At 40.6% G+C, this 15,906-nt stretch carries 16 protein-coding genes; 11 read left to right on the top strand and 5 right to left on the bottom strand.

Going from position 1 to position 15,906, the window contains the following annotated elements; genetic code table 11:
• Positions 1–62: 62 nt before the first annotated feature.
• Entirely contained in the window at positions 63–278 is a 216-nt protein-coding gene (locus ABIB30_RS06420) for a hypothetical protein (RefSeq protein ID WP_354300342.1), read from the top strand.
• Positions 279–394: 116 nt separating this feature from the next.
• Here ABIB30_RS06420 and ABIB30_RS06425 read toward each other — a convergent pair whose 3' ends face one another.
• Both ABIB30_RS06425 and ruvC read right to left on the bottom strand, forming a co-directional pair.
• Positions 395–1,039, bottom strand: coding sequence for an FkbM family methyltransferase (locus ABIB30_RS06425; RefSeq protein WP_354300344.1), 645 nt, complete (start codon positions 1,037–1,039; stop codon positions 395–397).
• Positions 1,040–1,069: 30 nt separating this feature from the next.
• Positions 1,070–1,633, bottom strand: coding sequence for a crossover junction endodeoxyribonuclease RuvC (ruvC, locus tag ABIB30_RS06430; protein WP_354300346.1), 564 nt, complete (start codon positions 1,631–1,633; stop codon positions 1,070–1,072).
• 45 nt (positions 1,634–1,678) lie between these two features.
• Here ruvC and ABIB30_RS06435 point away from each other — a divergent pair, with 45 nt between their 5' ends.
• From ABIB30_RS06435 to ABIB30_RS06465, 7 genes are read left to right on the top strand one after another with little or no spacing between them, the layout of a single operon-like run.
• Positions 1,679–2,656, top strand: a complete 978-nt coding sequence (locus ABIB30_RS06435) for a hypothetical protein (protein ID WP_354300348.1) — start codon at positions 1,679–1,681, stop codon at positions 2,654–2,656.
• The gene (locus ABIB30_RS06440) at positions 2,634–3,770 is read left to right on the top strand and encodes a glycosyltransferase family 2 protein (RefSeq protein ID WP_354300350.1); all 1,137 of its coding nucleotides are present in this window, start codon (positions 2,634–2,636) and stop codon (positions 3,768–3,770) included. Before ABIB30_RS06435 ends, ABIB30_RS06440 begins: the two co-directional genes overlap by 23 nt.
• Positions 3,770–4,879, top strand: coding sequence for an ABC transporter permease (locus ABIB30_RS06445; protein WP_354300352.1), 1,110 nt, complete (start codon positions 3,770–3,772; stop codon positions 4,877–4,879). Before ABIB30_RS06440 ends, ABIB30_RS06445 begins: the two co-directional genes overlap by 1 nt.
• A gap of 21 nt (positions 4,880–4,900) precedes the next feature.
• On the top strand, positions 4,901–5,512 hold the full coding sequence (rnhB, locus tag ABIB30_RS06450; protein WP_354300354.1) for a ribonuclease HII: 612 nt from the start codon (positions 4,901–4,903) through the stop codon (positions 5,510–5,512).
• Between the two features lie 17 nt (positions 5,513–5,529).
• The gene (locus ABIB30_RS06455) at positions 5,530–6,732 is read left to right on the top strand and encodes a glycosyltransferase family 4 protein (RefSeq protein ID WP_354300356.1); all 1,203 of its coding nucleotides are present in this window, start codon (positions 5,530–5,532) and stop codon (positions 6,730–6,732) included.
• Between the two features lie 41 nt (positions 6,733–6,773).
• Positions 6,774–7,853, top strand: coding sequence for a glycine cleavage system aminomethyltransferase GcvT (gcvT, locus tag ABIB30_RS06460; protein WP_354300358.1), 1,080 nt, complete (start codon positions 6,774–6,776; stop codon positions 7,851–7,853).
• A 19-nt stretch (positions 7,854–7,872) separates the two neighbouring features.
• Positions 7,873–8,595 (top strand): 2-phosphosulfolactate phosphatase, encoded by a 723-nt coding sequence (locus ABIB30_RS06465; RefSeq protein WP_354300360.1) that lies wholly within the window; start codon positions 7,873–7,875, stop codon positions 8,593–8,595.
• Here ABIB30_RS06465 and ABIB30_RS06470 read toward each other — a convergent pair.
• Together ABIB30_RS06470 and gldB are read right to left on the bottom strand one after the other, a co-directional pair.
• Entirely contained in the window at positions 8,590–9,390 is an 801-nt protein-coding gene (locus tag ABIB30_RS06470) for a patatin-like phospholipase family protein (protein ID WP_354300362.1), read from the bottom strand. The two genes, ABIB30_RS06465 and ABIB30_RS06470, sit on opposite strands and share 6 nt — an antisense overlap.
• 4 nt (positions 9,391–9,394) lie before the next feature.
• Entirely contained in the window at positions 9,395–10,426 is a 1,032-nt protein-coding gene (gene gldB, locus ABIB30_RS06475) for a gliding motility lipoprotein GldB (RefSeq protein WP_354300364.1), read from the bottom strand.
• 112 nt (positions 10,427–10,538) lie between these two features.
• Here gldB and ABIB30_RS06480 point away from each other — a divergent pair, with 112 nt between their 5' ends.
• The 3 genes from ABIB30_RS06480 (at position 10,539) to ABIB30_RS06490 (ending at position 14,236) form a co-directional block, all read left to right on the top strand.
• Complete coding sequence (locus ABIB30_RS06480) at positions 10,539–11,213, top strand: porin family protein (RefSeq protein ID WP_354300366.1); 675 nt, start codon at positions 10,539–10,541, stop codon at positions 11,211–11,213.
• Positions 11,214–11,219: 6 nt separating this feature from the next.
• On the top strand, positions 11,220–12,857 hold the full coding sequence (locus tag ABIB30_RS06485; protein WP_354300368.1) for an NAD+ synthase: 1,638 nt from the start codon (positions 11,220–11,222) through the stop codon (positions 12,855–12,857).
• Between the two features lie 269 nt (positions 12,858–13,126).
• Entirely contained in the window at positions 13,127–14,236 is a 1,110-nt protein-coding gene (locus ABIB30_RS06490; protein WP_354300370.1) for a hypothetical protein, read from the top strand.
• 39 nt (positions 14,237–14,275) lie between these two features.
• Here the strand turns inward: ABIB30_RS06490 and lnt are convergent, their stop codons facing one another.
• Positions 14,276–15,904 carry an apolipoprotein N-acyltransferase gene (gene lnt, locus ABIB30_RS06495; RefSeq protein WP_354300372.1) on the bottom strand — a complete coding sequence of 543 codons (1,629 nt, stop codon included), beginning with the start codon at positions 15,902–15,904 and terminating at the stop codon, positions 14,276–14,278.
• Positions 15,905–15,906: the final 2 nt, after the last annotated feature.

Below are 15,906 nucleotides of genomic sequence, written 5' to 3' on the forward strand. Positions count from 1 at the left end.
GTTGAACATGCTTTTTTTGCTGGAATAATATTAATTTTGCAACAGAATTAAAAAATAAAAAAATGGAGCAAACGCCAAAACACAATACTAAAAGCATGCAAAATGCAAATCAAACATCAATATATAAATTATTGGTTGCGGGTATCGTTGTGAGCATGTTAGGAGTTTATTTGCGTTTCGCATTTGACTCAAGTACTTTATCTCTGGTATCATGGATCGTATTATTCCTTGGTGCATTTATTTGCTGTAAAGCAGTATTCAAAATACTAGGTTCATAATTCCGGAAAATATAAAAAGCTATTTAGATTTTATCAGCTGAATTTGAATAGCATCTAAAGAAAAAGCCTTCTGTAAATAACTTACAGAAGGCTTTTTTATACTTGAGGTTTTCTAATTAAATTCCTAAGCAGTTACTGCTCTTATAAAATACCGAAGTACAGTTTGAAGTCGTTACTCCAGGGCTCATGCCAGTAAAAGGAAGGTGTTTAAATCCTTTGGCTTTGAAAAAAGTAAAAGCTTCTGCATAATCCGGACGTTCTGAATTGTCCAGTACAATTACTCCATCCTCGGTCAAAGATAATACCGATTCCTTGCAGCAGTTAACGCGATCTCTGCCGTCTACAATAATAATATTGAACTTTTTACCAGTCGTTACTGCACTTTTAGAATAAGCACCCCCACGAACCAGCTCGCAATAAATCATTGCTACATTCGGGATTTTGATCGCTGCATTTCTTTCATACCACGCTTTATCATGTTCAACAGCGGTTACAGAATTGGCATTTTTTGCGTAAAAGATCGTAGAGTTTCCGCAGCCAAATTCGAAAATGTCATGCTGTTTAGTGATCCTGTCTTTGATAAAATCAATAAAAGCATAAGTTACCCATGGAATAGCTTCTCCATTCTGATCCACTGCTGATTTCGTTTCACGGGCCTTAAACCAGCCTTGATCTGCTAAATATCCCTTAAATCCCAGTGACAATAACGTACGTAATTTGCTGGGATTAAATAAGGTTAGTTTTGATATGTTATTATTCAAAATTGAAATTGATTAAATTCAAATGTACTACTATTTCACTCTTTTCTGATTGTCTTTCGCAAAAGCATCCCATCCGGAATAAGATTTACCACTGCCACCGGTTGGTATTCTTTGGAAAGAATGGCACACGGCAACAGCTAACCCATCAGTCGCATCCAAAAATTCAGGTGTCTCTTTGAATTTCAGTAATTGCTGCAGCATAGCGGCCACCTGCTCTTTTCCGGCACTTCCATTTCCTGTAATCGCCTGTTTGATTTTTCTTGGTGCATACTCCGTGATAGGAATGTCTTTAGATAATGCTGCTGCCATACAAATTCCCTGTGCTCTGCCCAGTTTAAGCATAACTTGTATATTCTTTCCATAAAACGGAGCTTCCAGTGCCATGACATCTGGTTTATACTGCTCTACCAAGCCTACTGTTTTGGCGAAAATGCGTTGTAATTTTAGAAAATGATCATCCAGATGATTCATCTTCACGATGCCCATCGCAATCAGTTCAATCTTACTCCCTTTCTCCAGGATTACACCGTAACCCATCACTGCGGTTCCAGGGTCGATACCCATGATTACCCGCTCCTTTTTTTCAGCCAACATAGAACAATATTAAGCATATTTGCACAATATAAAAGAAACGATAATTTGAGATCTGACTATAAACGTATATTTTCCTTTGCTATAAAAGTAACTATAGTTGCTTTTGCATTCTGGTTCATCTATCATAAACTCACTTCAAACGCAAACTTAGAAAGTTTCAGGAAGATCATATCTACGATTCCGCGTACAGAAATCATTGCTGTAATTTCCCTGGTATTGTTGTTGATGCTGGTGAACTGGGGGCTGGAAGCACTCAAATGGAAAAGACTGTTGCGTAAGATAGAGAAGCTGAGTTTATGGCAATCTATTGAGTCCGTATTTTGCGGTTTAACACTGGCTATCTTTACGCCGAACAGGTTGGGAGAATATGGTGGGAGAGTGTTTTTCCTTTCTCCAAAACGCAGGATTATTGGTGTTGTAGCTATGGCAGTAGGTAATATTGGCCAGATGGTGCTGACTAATATTTTCGGAGCAATTGCGCTTAGCATTTTTCTGCTGCGTTTCCTGCATTTAGATTACCGGCTCAACTATGCGATAATAGTCCTTGCTGTTATGTTCTGCCTGTTTTTCCTAACGTTTTTCTTTAATATCCGCTGGTTAAATGGCTTATTGCTATCCATGCGTTTTACCAGGAAATATAAAAAGTTCTACAGTATCCTTGGACGTTACCAGAAAAAAGAACTTTTTCATATTCTGATGTTTTGCCTGGCGCGTTACATTGTATTTAGTACACAATACTTCATTATGTTTTACTGGCTGATTGCTGATATTCATTACCTGGATATCCTGATGATGGTTTGTATCCTCTTTTTTGTACAATCCACACTGCCATCTCTGGATTTATTTGATATTGGGATAAGAAGTGCAACTGCGTCTTATTTTTTTAGCTTTGTAACCAAACAGGATGTTGCCGTGATTGCATGTACCGCAAGCATCTGGCTCATAAATATTATTATTCCTGCTATATTAGGTTCATATTTTGTTTTTAAATTAAATTTTTTTGGAAGTCTTAATCGTCGTTAGTTACCTATCCGCATTTTTAACCCTCATTTATCTTCTTGTTGTTGCCGGATTTATTCGTGGCTGGCATAAATTGATCCCCTTTAAGTATAAGCAAACTACGGGCTCTACTTCTGTTTCTATTATTGTTGCAGCACGTAATGAGGCCGATAATATTCACCGGACTATAGAATCCCTGCTGGCACAGGATTACAATAAAGCATTGACAGAAATTATCTTTATTGATGATCACTCCACAGACAATACAGCCGAAATTGTCAGATCATATGCTGCATCGGGCATAAAGCTGATCTCGCTGAAAGAAAACCAGGCTTTAAATTCATATAAGAAAAAAGCTATTCAGACAGCGATCGGGCAATCGACCGGAGATTTAATTATCACCACAGATGCAGATTGCCGGATGGGAACAGCCTGGCTCACCACAATCATTGCCTTTTACGAAGAGAAACGCTATAAAATGATTTCATCACCTGTGGCTTATGATGAAGAGAAAAGCTTTTTTGAAAGAGCGCAATCTTTAGAGTTCCTTTACCTGATTGGTTTGGGAGCTTCCACAATAGGGAATAAAAAACCTTCCACCTGTAATGGGGCTAATCTGGCTTATGAGAAAGCAGCTTTTTATGAAGTTGGTGGTTTCCAGGGAATAGATGATCTGGCTTCGGGAGATGATGAATTGCTTTTACATAAAATTGCAGCCCGTTATGATAACCATATCGGGTTTTTGAGAAGTCCGGATGCTATGGTTTACACCCATGCCAAGCCTAACCTTGGAGAGTTTTTACAGCAACGTAAACGCTGGGCTTCAAAAAGTACGCGCTATAAAAATAAATCTATCATTGTACTGGGTGTATTTATCTGGTTTTTCAATGTCAGTATTCTGTTGAACATGCTCATTGGTTTGTTCTTCCTTGGCTTCCTGAAAATTGCACTGATCCAGTTATTGCTGAAAATAATGATAGAGTTTATATTTCTGCTTGATGTCACTAAATTCGCTAAAAGAAGAAGTCTGATGGTATTATTGCCTGTATTAAATGTGCTGCATGTATTGTATATCATTTATATTGGTATCGCTGGTAATTCGGGTAAATACAACTGGAAGGGTAGAATGGTTAAATAATGGAGAATAGTAAGAGTCCCTCAAAAAGAATATGGGGCAGGTTTAAAAGAAATAAACCTGCCGTTGGAGGACTCCTGTTTATTCTGTTGCTTTTAGTGATGGGTTTACTGGGCTATTTGATTACGCCAGACCAGACACCAATGGCGAACACCATGCACTTACAATTAAGCAATAAAAAACCGGGCAGATCATTTCAGTTTCTGGTCATCAGTCAGAACCCTGATTTCAGAAAAGTCAATTTTCTGGAGAAAATGCTATACGGGCAAGAAGCTGAATTCAAAAGCATCCCGATTACAGGCTACAGAATCGCAGGAAACCAGCTGTGGATCAAAGAATACATTGGCGATGACGAAGAAGCTGCTGAAAGCAGCATCCGGCTTCCTGTTCATCATCAATCCTATTTAAAGCAACATCTTTACCAGCAAACCTTCTGGTTGGGTACAGACGGCTATGGAAGAGATCTACTGAGCCGACTCATTCTGGGTATCCGGGTTTCTTTATCCGTAGGTTTACTAGCCGTACTAATCTCCATGAGTATCGGTTTAAGTCTGGGTGCAGTGTCAGGTTATTTTGGGGGCATCACAGATTCAGTAGTCAGCTGGCTGATGAATGTGATCTGGTCTTTACCTTCGCTGTTATTGGTGATTGCTATTTCCTTTGCTTTAGGGAAAGGCTTCTGGCAGATCTTTATTGCGGTAGGCTTATCTACCTGGGTAGACGTATCGAGGTTAGTTCGCGGACAGGTGATGGCGCTGAAAGAGGCTGAGTTTGTAGAAGCGGCCAGAGCATTAGGTTTTCCAACTTTCCGTATCCTTACGCGTCATATTTTACCGAACATTGCGGGGCCTGTACTGGTAATCGCCTCTGCCAATTTTGCTTCTGCAATCTTACTGGAAACGGGCCTGAGTTTTCTGGGTTTCGGTGCACAGCCGCCTATGCCCAGCTGGGGAGGGATGATCAAAGAAAACTATGGTTATATCGTAATGGATGCAGCTTATTTAGCTATTTTGCCAGGAATGGCAATTATGCTGACTGTGTATGCTTTTAATTTAATGGCTATCGGATTAAGTGATGCCTTTAAAGTTAAATCACCTGGTACACTGGTTTAAAAAATCCCTTAACTTTACCAGATGTTATTAAACTGTTTTCAACAAGAATTTTTAGAAGCGGGTTGCGATGAAGCTGGCAGAGGTTGTTTAGCCGGGCCTGTTTACGCAGCCGCAGTAATTTTACCGCTGGATTTTGTTGCCGGAGAACTGAATGATTCGAAAAAGCTAACGCATAAACAGCGGGTAGCTTTAAGAACAATTATAGAGAAAGAAGCAATTGCATGGGCTGTAGGCGCTGTAGATAACCATGAAATCGACGAAATAAATATCCTGAATGCTTCGTTTCTGGCCATGCACAGGGCAATTGAAAAGCTGACTGTTCAGCCGGGTTTTTTAAGTATTGATGGGAACTGTTTTAAAATTTATCCGGGCATCGCGCATAGCTGTGTCATCAAAGGAGATGGTAAATATTTAAATATTGCCGCTGCCTCTATCCTGGCAAAAACACACCGGGATGAATACATGGATAATCTTGCAGATCAGTTTCCTGTTTATCAATGGAAAAAAAATAAAGGTTACCCGACTAAAGTTCACCGCTCTGCTGCTTTAATGTACGGACTAACTCCTTATCACCGTAAAACTTTTGCAATAAGTGATCCTGAAAGAATTCTCGTTATAGATAACGCAGGATAATTCGTATTTTCACCTTATTGAAAACACTTATACTTAGCAACAGAGTTCCATTTCCTCCCAACAGTGGTTATCCGATTGTAGTCTATAATACGATGAAAGGATTGCTGAATCTGGGTGTGGAAATTACTTTGTTCAGTATCAACACCAATAAACACCGGGTGGATGTGGATGATATCTATGATCCGGTTTATGACCAGATCAAATTTCATTCTTTTGATCTGGATACAGAGGTTAATTTGTGGGGTGCTTTTTTCAATATCTTCTCCAATGAGTCTTACAATGTTTCCAGGTTTTATGATGATGATGCGGCAAAATTGCTGGAAAACATCCTCCGGGAAAATGAGTTCGATATTATCCAGTTTGAGGGGTTATTTGTGGTGCCCTATCTGGAGGTAGTTAAAAGCTACAGTAAAGCTAAGCTGATTTATCGGGCACATAATATTGTTTTTGATGTATGGGAACGCCTGGCGACTTCTGAACGGTTTACTCCAAGGCGTAAATACCTGCAGTTTTTAGCACGCAGGTTAAAAATCTATGAGACTGAACAGATTAATCGCTTTCACCAGATTTTTGCCATTAGTAATCCCGACAGACAGAGTATTCTTTCCTTTGGCTGTGAAATAGGAATAGAAGTATTTCCTGTGGCGCTGGATTTTGAGAAATATATTATTGACCTTTCCAAAACAAGTTTTCCAACTTTATTTCACCTGGGGGCAATGGATTGGCGGCCCAATAAAGAAGGACTGGAATGGTTTATAGAAGAGATCTGGCCCGATATAGAAAAACTCAGTTCTGAACTCCGGTTTTATGTAGCAGGTAAAAGTATGCCGCAGCATTTTTATGAATATGACTCCGATAACCTGGTGGTAGAAGGAGAGGTGTTCGATGCGATTGATTTTATGAATTCCAAGGCGATTATGATTGTGCCTTTACTTTCAGGAAGTGGGATGCGGGTAAAGATTATCGAAGGGATGGCGATGAAGAAATGTATTATTGCCACCACCTACGCAGCAGAAGGACTGAACTGTGAAAATGGGAAGGATATCCTGATTGCGGACACTGCTGATGAGTTTTACCGTTGCATTCTGCAATGTATCACCCATCCTAACCGGTGGCGTGAAATCGGCGAGAATGCCCGCAGAACAGCCGAAAGAGATCATAACCTGGCCACTATTTCACAAAGGATGCTGAATGTCTATCAGCGGTTAGTAAATGGATAATTTTTATGTACTTTTGCCCTCAATTTTAAGAGCAATATCGCATGAATAATACCGCATTAACAGAAAAACATATTTCATTAGGAGCCAAAATGGTTCCATTTGCAGGATACAATATGCCCGTTCAATACGAAGGCATTAATGCAGAACATGCTACAGTTAGAAAAGCCGTAGGCGTTTTTGACGTAAGCCACATGGGTGAATTCATCCTGAAGGGTGAAAATGCATTGGACCTGATTCAACGTGTAAGCAGCAACGATGCTTCAAAATTATATGATGGTAAAGTTCAGTATGCTTATCTTCCAAATGAAGATGGTGGTATTGTAGACGATTTATTGATCTACAGAATTGACGAAAAAACTTATATGTTGGTGGTTAACGCTTCGAACATAGAAAAAGACTGGAACTGGATTCAGAAATTCAACACACAGGGTGTAGAAATGCACAATATCTCTGATAAAACTTCTTTATTAGCAGTTCAGGGGCCTAAAGCAGCAGAAGCTTTACAAAGCTTAACTGATATTGACCTGGCTTCTATGGAATACTATACTTTTACTAAAGGTATGTTTGCTGGTGTAGCTAACGTAATCGTATCTGCAACTGGTTATACTGGTGCTGGTGGTTTTGAGTTGTATTGCGATAATGAGCATGCAGAAACGGTATGGAATGCTGTTTTTGAAGCTGGTGCAGCATTTAACATTAAACCAATTGGTTTAGGTGCGCGTGATACTTTACGTTTAGAAATGGGTTTCTGTTTATATGGAAACGACATTGACGATACGACTTCTCCAATTGAAGCTGGTTTAGGATGGGTAACTAAATTCACTAAAGCCTTCACCAACTCTGAAGCTTTACTTGCAGAGAAAGAAGCTGGTGTTAAACGTCGTCTGATTGGTTTTGAAATGATTGACCGTGGTATTCCCCGTCATGATTATGAAATCGTTGATACAGCAGGAAACGTGATCGGAAAAGTAACTTCAGGTACACAATCTCCATCGTTACAAAAAGCAATCGGAATTGGTTATGTAACGAAAGAGCATGCTAAAGAAGGTAATGAGATCTATATCAGCATCCGTAATACTTCCATTAAAGCAAAAGTAGTAAAGTTCCCATTTTATAAATAATCTGCCGCCCTCCCTGACCATGCAAAGAAAGATAGAAGTCTGTTTGACACCTGCCCTTATTGATTTATACGCTATTGAAAATAGTATTGTCGTAGTGATTGATATTTTAAGAGCAACCTCTTCCATGGTTTATGGAATTGACAATGGTGCACAGGCAATTATCCCGGTAGCGCAGGTTGAAGAATGCATGAACTATGCAGGTAAAGGTTATTTGCTGGCAGCAGAGCGAAACGGGGAAGTAGTTGAAGGCTATGACTTCGGTAATTCCCCGTTTTCTTATACCGCCGAAAAAGTGGCAGGAAAAACAATTGTGCTCACAACCACGAACGGAACAAAAGCGCTTCATTTAGCAAGAAAACGTGCCAGCCAGGTAGTTATCGGTTCTTTTCTGAACTTAGAAGCTTTATGTGAATGGCTTAAAACTCAGGAAAAAGATGTTTTACTGCTTTGTGCAGGATGGAAAGACCAGTTTAACCTGGAAGACACCATCTTTGCAGGCGCAGTAGTAAACCAGCTTCGCAGCGGATTTACGCATTACGATGATGCAAGTGTAGCCGCAGAAGATCTTTATTTACTGGCTAAAGACGATTTAAGAGCCTATATCCACAAATCATCTCACAGCCACCGTATGGTTGCACTGAATATCGAGGAGGATGTGAAGTTCTGTTTACAGATCAATATCTGCCAGACGATTCCGGTACTGGAAGGTGACCAGCTGGTTGCTTTAAAAACAGGTTTATAAGTCTTCGTCGGGCGTGTTAATCTCCTTGATTAACTCTTTAAAAGCTTCATTGTGCTGAATAGTTTTCAGTGTTTCTTCATAAGCCAGCCAATAAATGGTTTCAGCTTTCTTCATGTCGAATGTACCGATTTCACCCATTCCTTTAGGCTCAATTAAGAGGTTACAGAAGGCTGATTTTTGTTCCATATCCTTATTGACAGACATTAATCCTGCTCTGGACATTAAAGCGGTGATATTGGTCATCACGTCTACGGGCTTCAGATGATTACAAGAAGATCCGATAATAAAATCACAGTTATTCAGTAAAGGTTCAATTGGGAAGTTATTCAGAATTCCACCGTCTACATACATCTTTCCGTCAATCATAATAGGTTTAAAAATCCCTGGAATACAAGAGGAAGCTTGTACCGCTTTAATTAAATGTCCTTCTGTAAAATAAACCAGTTTGCCCTCACTAAAATTCGTTGCTGCAATGGTGAGCGGGATATTCAGGTTTTCTATCTTATTGTCCGGGAAATATTCCATCAGTAATTGTTCCGTGTGTTCAATACTCACCAATCCCAATGCGCCTAAAGACGGCCTTACAAATCGCAGCAGCCTGGTTTTAATAAAGAGATCCAATGCATGCTCCGGATCAATTCCGGCAGCATAAAACGCTCCTACTATCGCACCCGCACTTGTTCCGCTGATATGGCTAAAGGTCACTCCTGCATTTTTTAATGCTTTTAAAACACCAAGGTGAGCAATGCCTCTGATTCCGCCTCCCGATAAAACAAGTCCTACTTTCTTCCTCATAATCTTACATTTTGGGTTTATATTTTGCCCCATTTAATATCTTTTGCGGATCTGGCTCTTTCATCAGTTCCTGCAAAGTAACCTTTGGATTTTCGGCCATATATTTTCTGACCATCTGCCAGCCTATCCATACACCTAATTTGGGAGCGGATTCATTTTTCACCCCTAAACCCGGAGTAAAAGGGGCCTCACTCACGTACATCTGTATTTTCTGGTTGTCAGTTTCAAACAATAGTTTGTTTTCAATCAGGTATGCCCAGATATTCCCTTCAAAGGTTTTACACCATTCCAGTTGTTTTGCTGTATACCCTATTTTAAGCGTGTCCGGAGTTTTATCATCCAGTACTTTGTCCATGAAATACAAAATCTTTCCGTTCTCTACCATTTTGGCTAAAAGAGAATGGTCTTCATCTTTTTGAGGGAAGAGTTCTTCTCTGGCAAAAGTCTCCGTGATCCGGGGTACCACATAATCGGGCGTGAACCGTCGTGATAAATATAACGGAACGCTTTTTACAATCGCCCTGTAAAATTTGCTATCTTTGCCTAAAAACATATCCAGGCCAATTCCCATGTAACCATCTCCAATAGGGGTTTGAACGGCAAAGCCTGAGACAAAAGAGATGAAACGGGGGATCCTGGTTTTAGGATAGTAATATTTAATGTATTTGAAGGTCTGGGTTAAGTCCTTTTCTATAGGTTTCATATCCCGGAATACACTGTCTGCTTCCTGATTCAGATCGGTATAAGCCTGATCTTTATATAATGTTGTTAAGATTTCGGCATCGCTATAACTTCTGTCACCGACCATTCTGTGGATATAGTCATCGTAAAAGTAATTGTACTTTTTACGCAGCATTAAATCTGCCTCTGCTAATTTTTTGTTCTTTCCCGCATACAAATTCTGATCGAACCTTTCGACCTTAATATCGAGCTTTATATCATCTACATTGGGCTTCCCTGCCTGTTTACAGGAAAAAAATGTGACTACACACAGAAAAATTAGATAGATTTGGAGATGTTTAACGTTATAGTTCATTGGTAACAAATATAAACAGATCAGGGAGGAAACCAGCATAGGCCAGCTTCAAAAAAAGACTGAAACTACCTTTGTGCTGCTCCAATACTCATTATAAACAAATATGATACAAATGAAACAAATACTAACCGGACTTTTACTGACATTTTTAACCACTGCTGCTTTTGCACAACAAGGAGCTGACCCTTATTATGGCTTCAGACTAGGCTTAACTGCGCATCCTACTTTTGGCTGGGCTAAACCTGAAAATGGTAAAGGCAATGGTTTCAGTATGGGGTTTTCTTATGGTTTACTAGCTGACCTGAACTTCGCGGAGAACTATAGTCTTTCTACAGGACTGACAATTACGACTATCAATGGTAAAACCACAGAGATTAATCCTAGCCCTTATTATGATGCTGTGGCTTATCCGAATCCAACACCTTACGATCTGAAGTATAAAATGCAATATATAGAGGTTCCTTTGACTTTAAAGTTGAAAACTGAAAAGATAGGAGATGTACGCTGGTATGGACAGTTCGGTCTTTCTAATGGTTTTAATATCGGAGCGAGACAGGATGTATCAATTGCCGGGAAAAGCATTGTGGAAGATGATCATATCAAGAAGAATACAAACTTTTACCGTGCCGGACTGATCATTGGTGCCGGACTGGAATATGATGTTGCAAAAAATACAAGTGTAACTACAGGATTAACATTTAATAATGGATTTACTGATATTTCTTCTGCTCCTGGCCGAAGTGTTCGTAATCATTATGTGGGTTTAAATTTCGGGGTATTCTTTTAGCAGATTATGAAGATAGCATTGGCGCAGCTGAATTACCATATTGGTAATTTTGAGCTTAACACAAAAAAAATAATAGAGCATATCCAATTGGCGAAAGCGGATGGAGCTGATCTGGTTGTATTCGCAGAACTCGCTGTTTGTGGTTATCCTCCGCGTGATTTCCTGGAGTTTGAAGAGTTTATTTCTCTTTGTGAGGAAGCGGGAAAAGAGATTGCTGAACATTGTACGGGGATTGCCTGTATTGTCGGGTTGCCGGTCAGAAACGAACAGGCAGCGGGTAAAGATTTATACAATGCGGCTTATTTTATAGAAGAAAAACAGATTAAGTCAATTGCGCGTAAAGCGTTGTTGCCTAATTATGATGTTTTTGATGAGTATCGTTATTTTGAGCCTGCGACTTCTTTTGAATGTATTGATTTTAAAGGAGTTAAAATTGCATTGACGATTTGTGAGGATCTTTGGAATATTAATAATAATCCACTGTATGTTTCGAATCCAATGGATGAACTGATCAAAGAAAATCCGGATGTGATGATTAATATTGCCGCTTCTCCGTTTTCTTATCAACATGATGATGAGCGCAGGGTTGTATTAGCAGATAATGCGAAGAAGTATAATTTGCCTTTATTATATGTGAACCAGGTTGGGGCACAGACAGAGCTAATTTTTGATGGTGGTTCTATGGTCTTTGATCAGGATGGGAATATGCTGGATGAAATGGATTATTTTAAGGAGCAGCTAAAGGTTTATGCTTTTGCTGACGGAAAGATTGAAGGTCGTGTTAAGGCGCATCAGCCGATGTCTGATATTGCCCAGATCCATGATGCGCTGGTATTGGGGATCAAGGATTATTTTGTGAAATCCGGGTTTTCTAAAGCGGTGTTAGGTTTGTCTGGTGGAATTGATTCTGCGATTGTATGTGCGCTGGCTTGCCGGGCATTGGGTGCGGAGAACGTGATGGCAGTTTTAATGCCGAGCAAGTATTCTTCGGATCATTCTATTAAAGACGCGATGGATTTAGTAGAGAATTTTGGCTGTATGCATGAGGTTATTTCTATTGCGGAAGCTGCAGATGCTTTTGATAGTATGATGGCGGGTGCTTTTAAGGGCTTGCCTTTTAATTTGACAGAAGAGAATATTCAGGCGAGAAGCAGGGGGATTGTGGTGATGGCGATGTCTAATAAGTTTGGCTATATTTTACTGAATACTTCGAATAAGAGTGAGTGTGCGGTAGGGTATGGTACTTTATATGGTGATATGTGCGGTGCGATTGGGGTGATTGGTGATGTTTATAAGACTCAGATTTATGAGCTGGCAGCGTATATAAATAAGAATGGGGTAGTTATTCCTGTGAATACGATTGTTAAGCCACCTTCGGCGGAGTTAAGGCCGGGTCAGAAGGATTCTGATTCGCTGCCTGATTATGATACGCTGGATACGATCCTTTTTCAGTTTATTGAGTTGAAGAAGAGTTCGAAGGATATTATTGCGATGGGTTATGAGGATGCGTTGGTGAGAAGGATTATTAAAATGGTCAATGGGGCGGAGTTTAAAAGGTATCAGACGCCGCCTATTTTAAGGGTTTCTCCGAAGGCTTTTGGTAGTGGGAGGAGAATGCCGATTGTTGGGAAGTATTTAGCTTAGCTGTAAGAGGGGGGGCTTTCCATCTGGATTAAAAAAACACCCTGTAGTGTATTACTGGCGCGCGTTCCCTCTTCGAGGATCCTAATGCCAGTAATACACTACAGGGTGTTTTTTTAATTTCACAGGTTTTTCCACCATGATAGGGCGCAAGCTAAATAGTATACCCGGTTTGTTGACATTTGGTTAGGGGTTGCTTGTTGGCGAAGCTTTTGGCTTGATTTGTGGTTGAATTTACTGAATTGCTTTGTGGGTTGTTTTAATATTTTGTGATGAATAAATTATCTGGTGTCATTATTGTTTTGTCTTTCTTGTGCACAAAATCTATGGCTTTTGAGCCTACAGATTCTGTAGAGAGTATTGTTAGTCCGGTGAGGATTAATTTAATGCCGGGGCAAAATATCAAGACGCTTGGGCGCAGGTTATATCTTCCGATACGCTATATTGGCACGAATAAGGTGAAGCTTAAGGTTGTATTTGATACGGGCTCTCAGGGGCTTATTATGGATGCTAAGCGATTACTACCGGCTTCACTGGTGGCGGATACTGGAATTGTGATTGGGGATAGGGATTCTTTGGTTTTGAATGGAATCACGGTGACCCGGACTAAAACAAAATCCCGATATGGTGGTACACGCTCTTATGCTGGTAATATCGCTTATGCTTCGATTGTGATTGGCGATAAGATGGGGCAGGTGAGGACAAAAAGAATGCCTTTTATTTTAGTTTATAATGGGGTTTATGACCTTACCGGAAAGCCTGCTCAGGTGGATCAGCATTGTGATGGGATCGCTGGAGTGAGTTCTGGTGGGGAGCTGAAAGCAGGGCAGGTAATGAAAAGAGAGAATGTAGTTAGTCCTTTCAATTATCTGAATTTTGGGAATCGTGTAGAAGCAGGGTTTATTCTTGCGCCGCTTGACCGGGTGAAATGGGAGCGGGTTTCTTCTATGGATGGAACATCGGCAGTGCCTTTATTGACTGTAGGGATAACTGAACAGGAAAAGGAAGGGTTTGTTTTACATCGGCAGCAGACGCTGAATGGCCGTTTTTATCCTTACGTAAAAGGGATTATTAGTTATAGTGGGCTGGTTATTTCGCCGTCTTATGTTTTATTTGATTCCGGGAATCCTGCCGGAGGGGTAATTTATGAGCCGGATGCGGCTAAAAAAGGAAAAATGAATGCTGGTATTGCTATCCGGTTTGTGAGTGATGAAGGTACTATTTATGATTATGCCGCTAACAATAGCAATTATAAAACGACACTCGATTCACGTAAAAGTAAATCGGTGTCTATTATAGGGATAAGCTTCTTTTTGGAGAATTCGTTTATGTTGAATTATACCAGTCACACCATCGGCATTAAATCTGTTCCATCTTTATAGCAGGAAAATCGGGCAGGGCTCTTTGTGTGACTGCTTTGCTTATGCTTTTTTCTTTTTAAAGTAAGTTTTATAAGGAATGAATAAGGCCAGTACAATGCCAATCAGGCTCAGGATTTGCGGAATGATATCTCCGCTTTTTACATAAAATGTAAGTTGATCGTTTAAGTTTACATCCATTTTCAGTGCATCACGTGTCCACCATTTAGATTGTTTGACAATGTCTCCGCGTTGATTAATGAAGCCTGAAATTCCGGTATTGGCTGAGCGTACTACCCATCTGCGGGTTTCTATAGCACGAAGTTTAGCGTAAAGGAAGTGCTGGTCTTTACCCGAAGTATTTCCCCACCAGCCATCGTTGGTGATGATCGCGATTAGCTGTGCACCGTTTTTAACAGATTCCCCAATCCAGCCTCCCCATAGGGATTCATAGCAGATTACCGGAGCTACGCCTACACCATTCTGAGAGTAAAATACACCAGGGTTTTCCTGCCATCCCCAGCCGGAAACTGTACCTCCAAGACCAGCGAATACCGGAGCAAGGAAGGATAGGGTTTTTGGGAAAGGCATTTTTTCTACGCCGGGTACGAGTTTGGATTTATGGTAGAACTGAACGTTTGCGGAGTTCTCCACCTGCATCGCAGAATTAAAGTTGTCGTAGTATTGATTGTTGTTCGGATCGAATTTAGCAGAGAGCGTATTTTTATCGTTGTAGAATTTAAGACTCTCAATTCCGGTGATCAGCGTCCCGTTTTTGTATTTGTTCAGGAAAGATTGTGCAGCCATGTACTCTGTAGTGCTGCGGATACGGTCTTCGTTCGCGTAACTCGGAATGGCAGTTTCAGGCCAGATAAAATATTCGGTATTGACCTGCGCTACAGAATCCGAAAGATGAACAAGGGTTTTGAGTTGTTCTGCAGGAGTGATGCCGCCCATTTTCTCATAAGGATCGATGTTTGGTTGTACCACCACTACGTTGATAGGCAAAGTCTTTTCTTTATAGCCGTAGTATTTAATCAGGGAAATCCCGGCAGGTACGATCAGAAAGATCAGCCAGCCAAGGGCGGGCCTGATTTTAAGATAGCCTGTATTTGCTTTAAAAGCTTTATAGGCCTCAAAAGCAAGGATATTACTGACCAGTATCCAGATTGATCCACCATATACGCCGGTAGTCTCGTACCATTGCGCAAGCTGATGCATCCCGGCAAGGCCATTACCCAAAGTCATCCACGGGAAGGCTAGATCCCAGGTGGCATGTAAATATTCCATACCCACCCAAAAGCTGACCAAAGCAAGGTAGGCGATCCGCTGGTTGCTCACCACGGTTTTGAACCGGTAATAAAGCCAGAAGGCAAAAGTCATCAGTAAAGCACCAAGTCCATAAGGGATCAGCGAGATCACTAAGGCGACAGCCGGATTGTTATAGGCACTGATCGCGTTGTATACCCAATAAATGCAAGCGGTATTCCAAACCAGGAAAGTCAGGCCCGCAGTCAGGAAAACCTTTTTGCCTGTTTTTGGCTCTCTTTTGGCTATTAACTGATCGAGTGCAATAAAAAGTGGCACAAGACCGACTAATAAAAGGGGAGCTGCAAAAGTATGCGGCGGCCATGCCAGCCATAATAAAAATGCACTTAATAGGGCAAGCAGGTAGGTTTGTATCGCTTTCATGG

Source organism: Pedobacter sp. UYP1, from assembly GCF_040547305.1.
Lineage (GTDB): Bacteria > Bacteroidota > Bacteroidia > Sphingobacteriales > Sphingobacteriaceae > Pedobacter.

What these genes read in the sequence shown, in the direction of transcription:
- ABIB30_RS06420 (WP_354300342.1), top strand. Translation starts at nt 63, where the DNA reads ATGGAGCAAACGCCAAAACACAATACTAAAAGCATGCAAAATGCAAAT.
- ruvC (WP_354300346.1), bottom strand. Translation starts at nt 1,633, where the DNA reads ATGTTGGCTGAAAAAAAGGAGCGGGTAATCATGGGTATCGACCCTGGA.
- ABIB30_RS06445 (WP_354300352.1), top strand. Translation starts at nt 3,770, where the DNA reads ATGGAGAATAGTAAGAGTCCCTCAAAAAGAATATGGGGCAGGTTTAAA.
- rnhB (WP_354300354.1), top strand. Translation starts at nt 4,901, where the DNA reads ATGTTATTAAACTGTTTTCAACAAGAATTTTTAGAAGCGGGTTGCGAT.
- gcvT (WP_354300358.1), top strand. Translation starts at nt 6,774, where the DNA reads ATGAATAATACCGCATTAACAGAAAAACATATTTCATTAGGAGCCAAA.
- ABIB30_RS06465 (WP_354300360.1), top strand. Translation starts at nt 7,873, where the DNA reads ATGCAAAGAAAGATAGAAGTCTGTTTGACACCTGCCCTTATTGATTTA.
- ABIB30_RS06470 (WP_354300362.1), bottom strand. Translation starts at nt 9,390, where the DNA reads ATGAGGAAGAAAGTAGGACTTGTTTTATCGGGAGGCGGAATCAGAGGC.
- gldB (WP_354300364.1), bottom strand. Translation starts at nt 10,426, where the DNA reads ATGAACTATAACGTTAAACATCTCCAAATCTATCTAATTTTTCTGTGT.
- ABIB30_RS06480 (WP_354300366.1), top strand. Translation starts at nt 10,539, where the DNA reads ATGAAACAAATACTAACCGGACTTTTACTGACATTTTTAACCACTGCT.
- ABIB30_RS06485 (WP_354300368.1), top strand. Translation starts at nt 11,220, where the DNA reads ATGAAGATAGCATTGGCGCAGCTGAATTACCATATTGGTAATTTTGAG.
- ABIB30_RS06490 (WP_354300370.1), top strand. Translation starts at nt 13,127, where the DNA reads ATGAATAAATTATCTGGTGTCATTATTGTTTTGTCTTTCTTGTGCACA.
- lnt (WP_354300372.1), bottom strand. Translation starts at nt 15,904, where the DNA reads ATGAAAGCGATACAAACCTACCTGCTTGCCCTATTAAGTGCATTTTTA.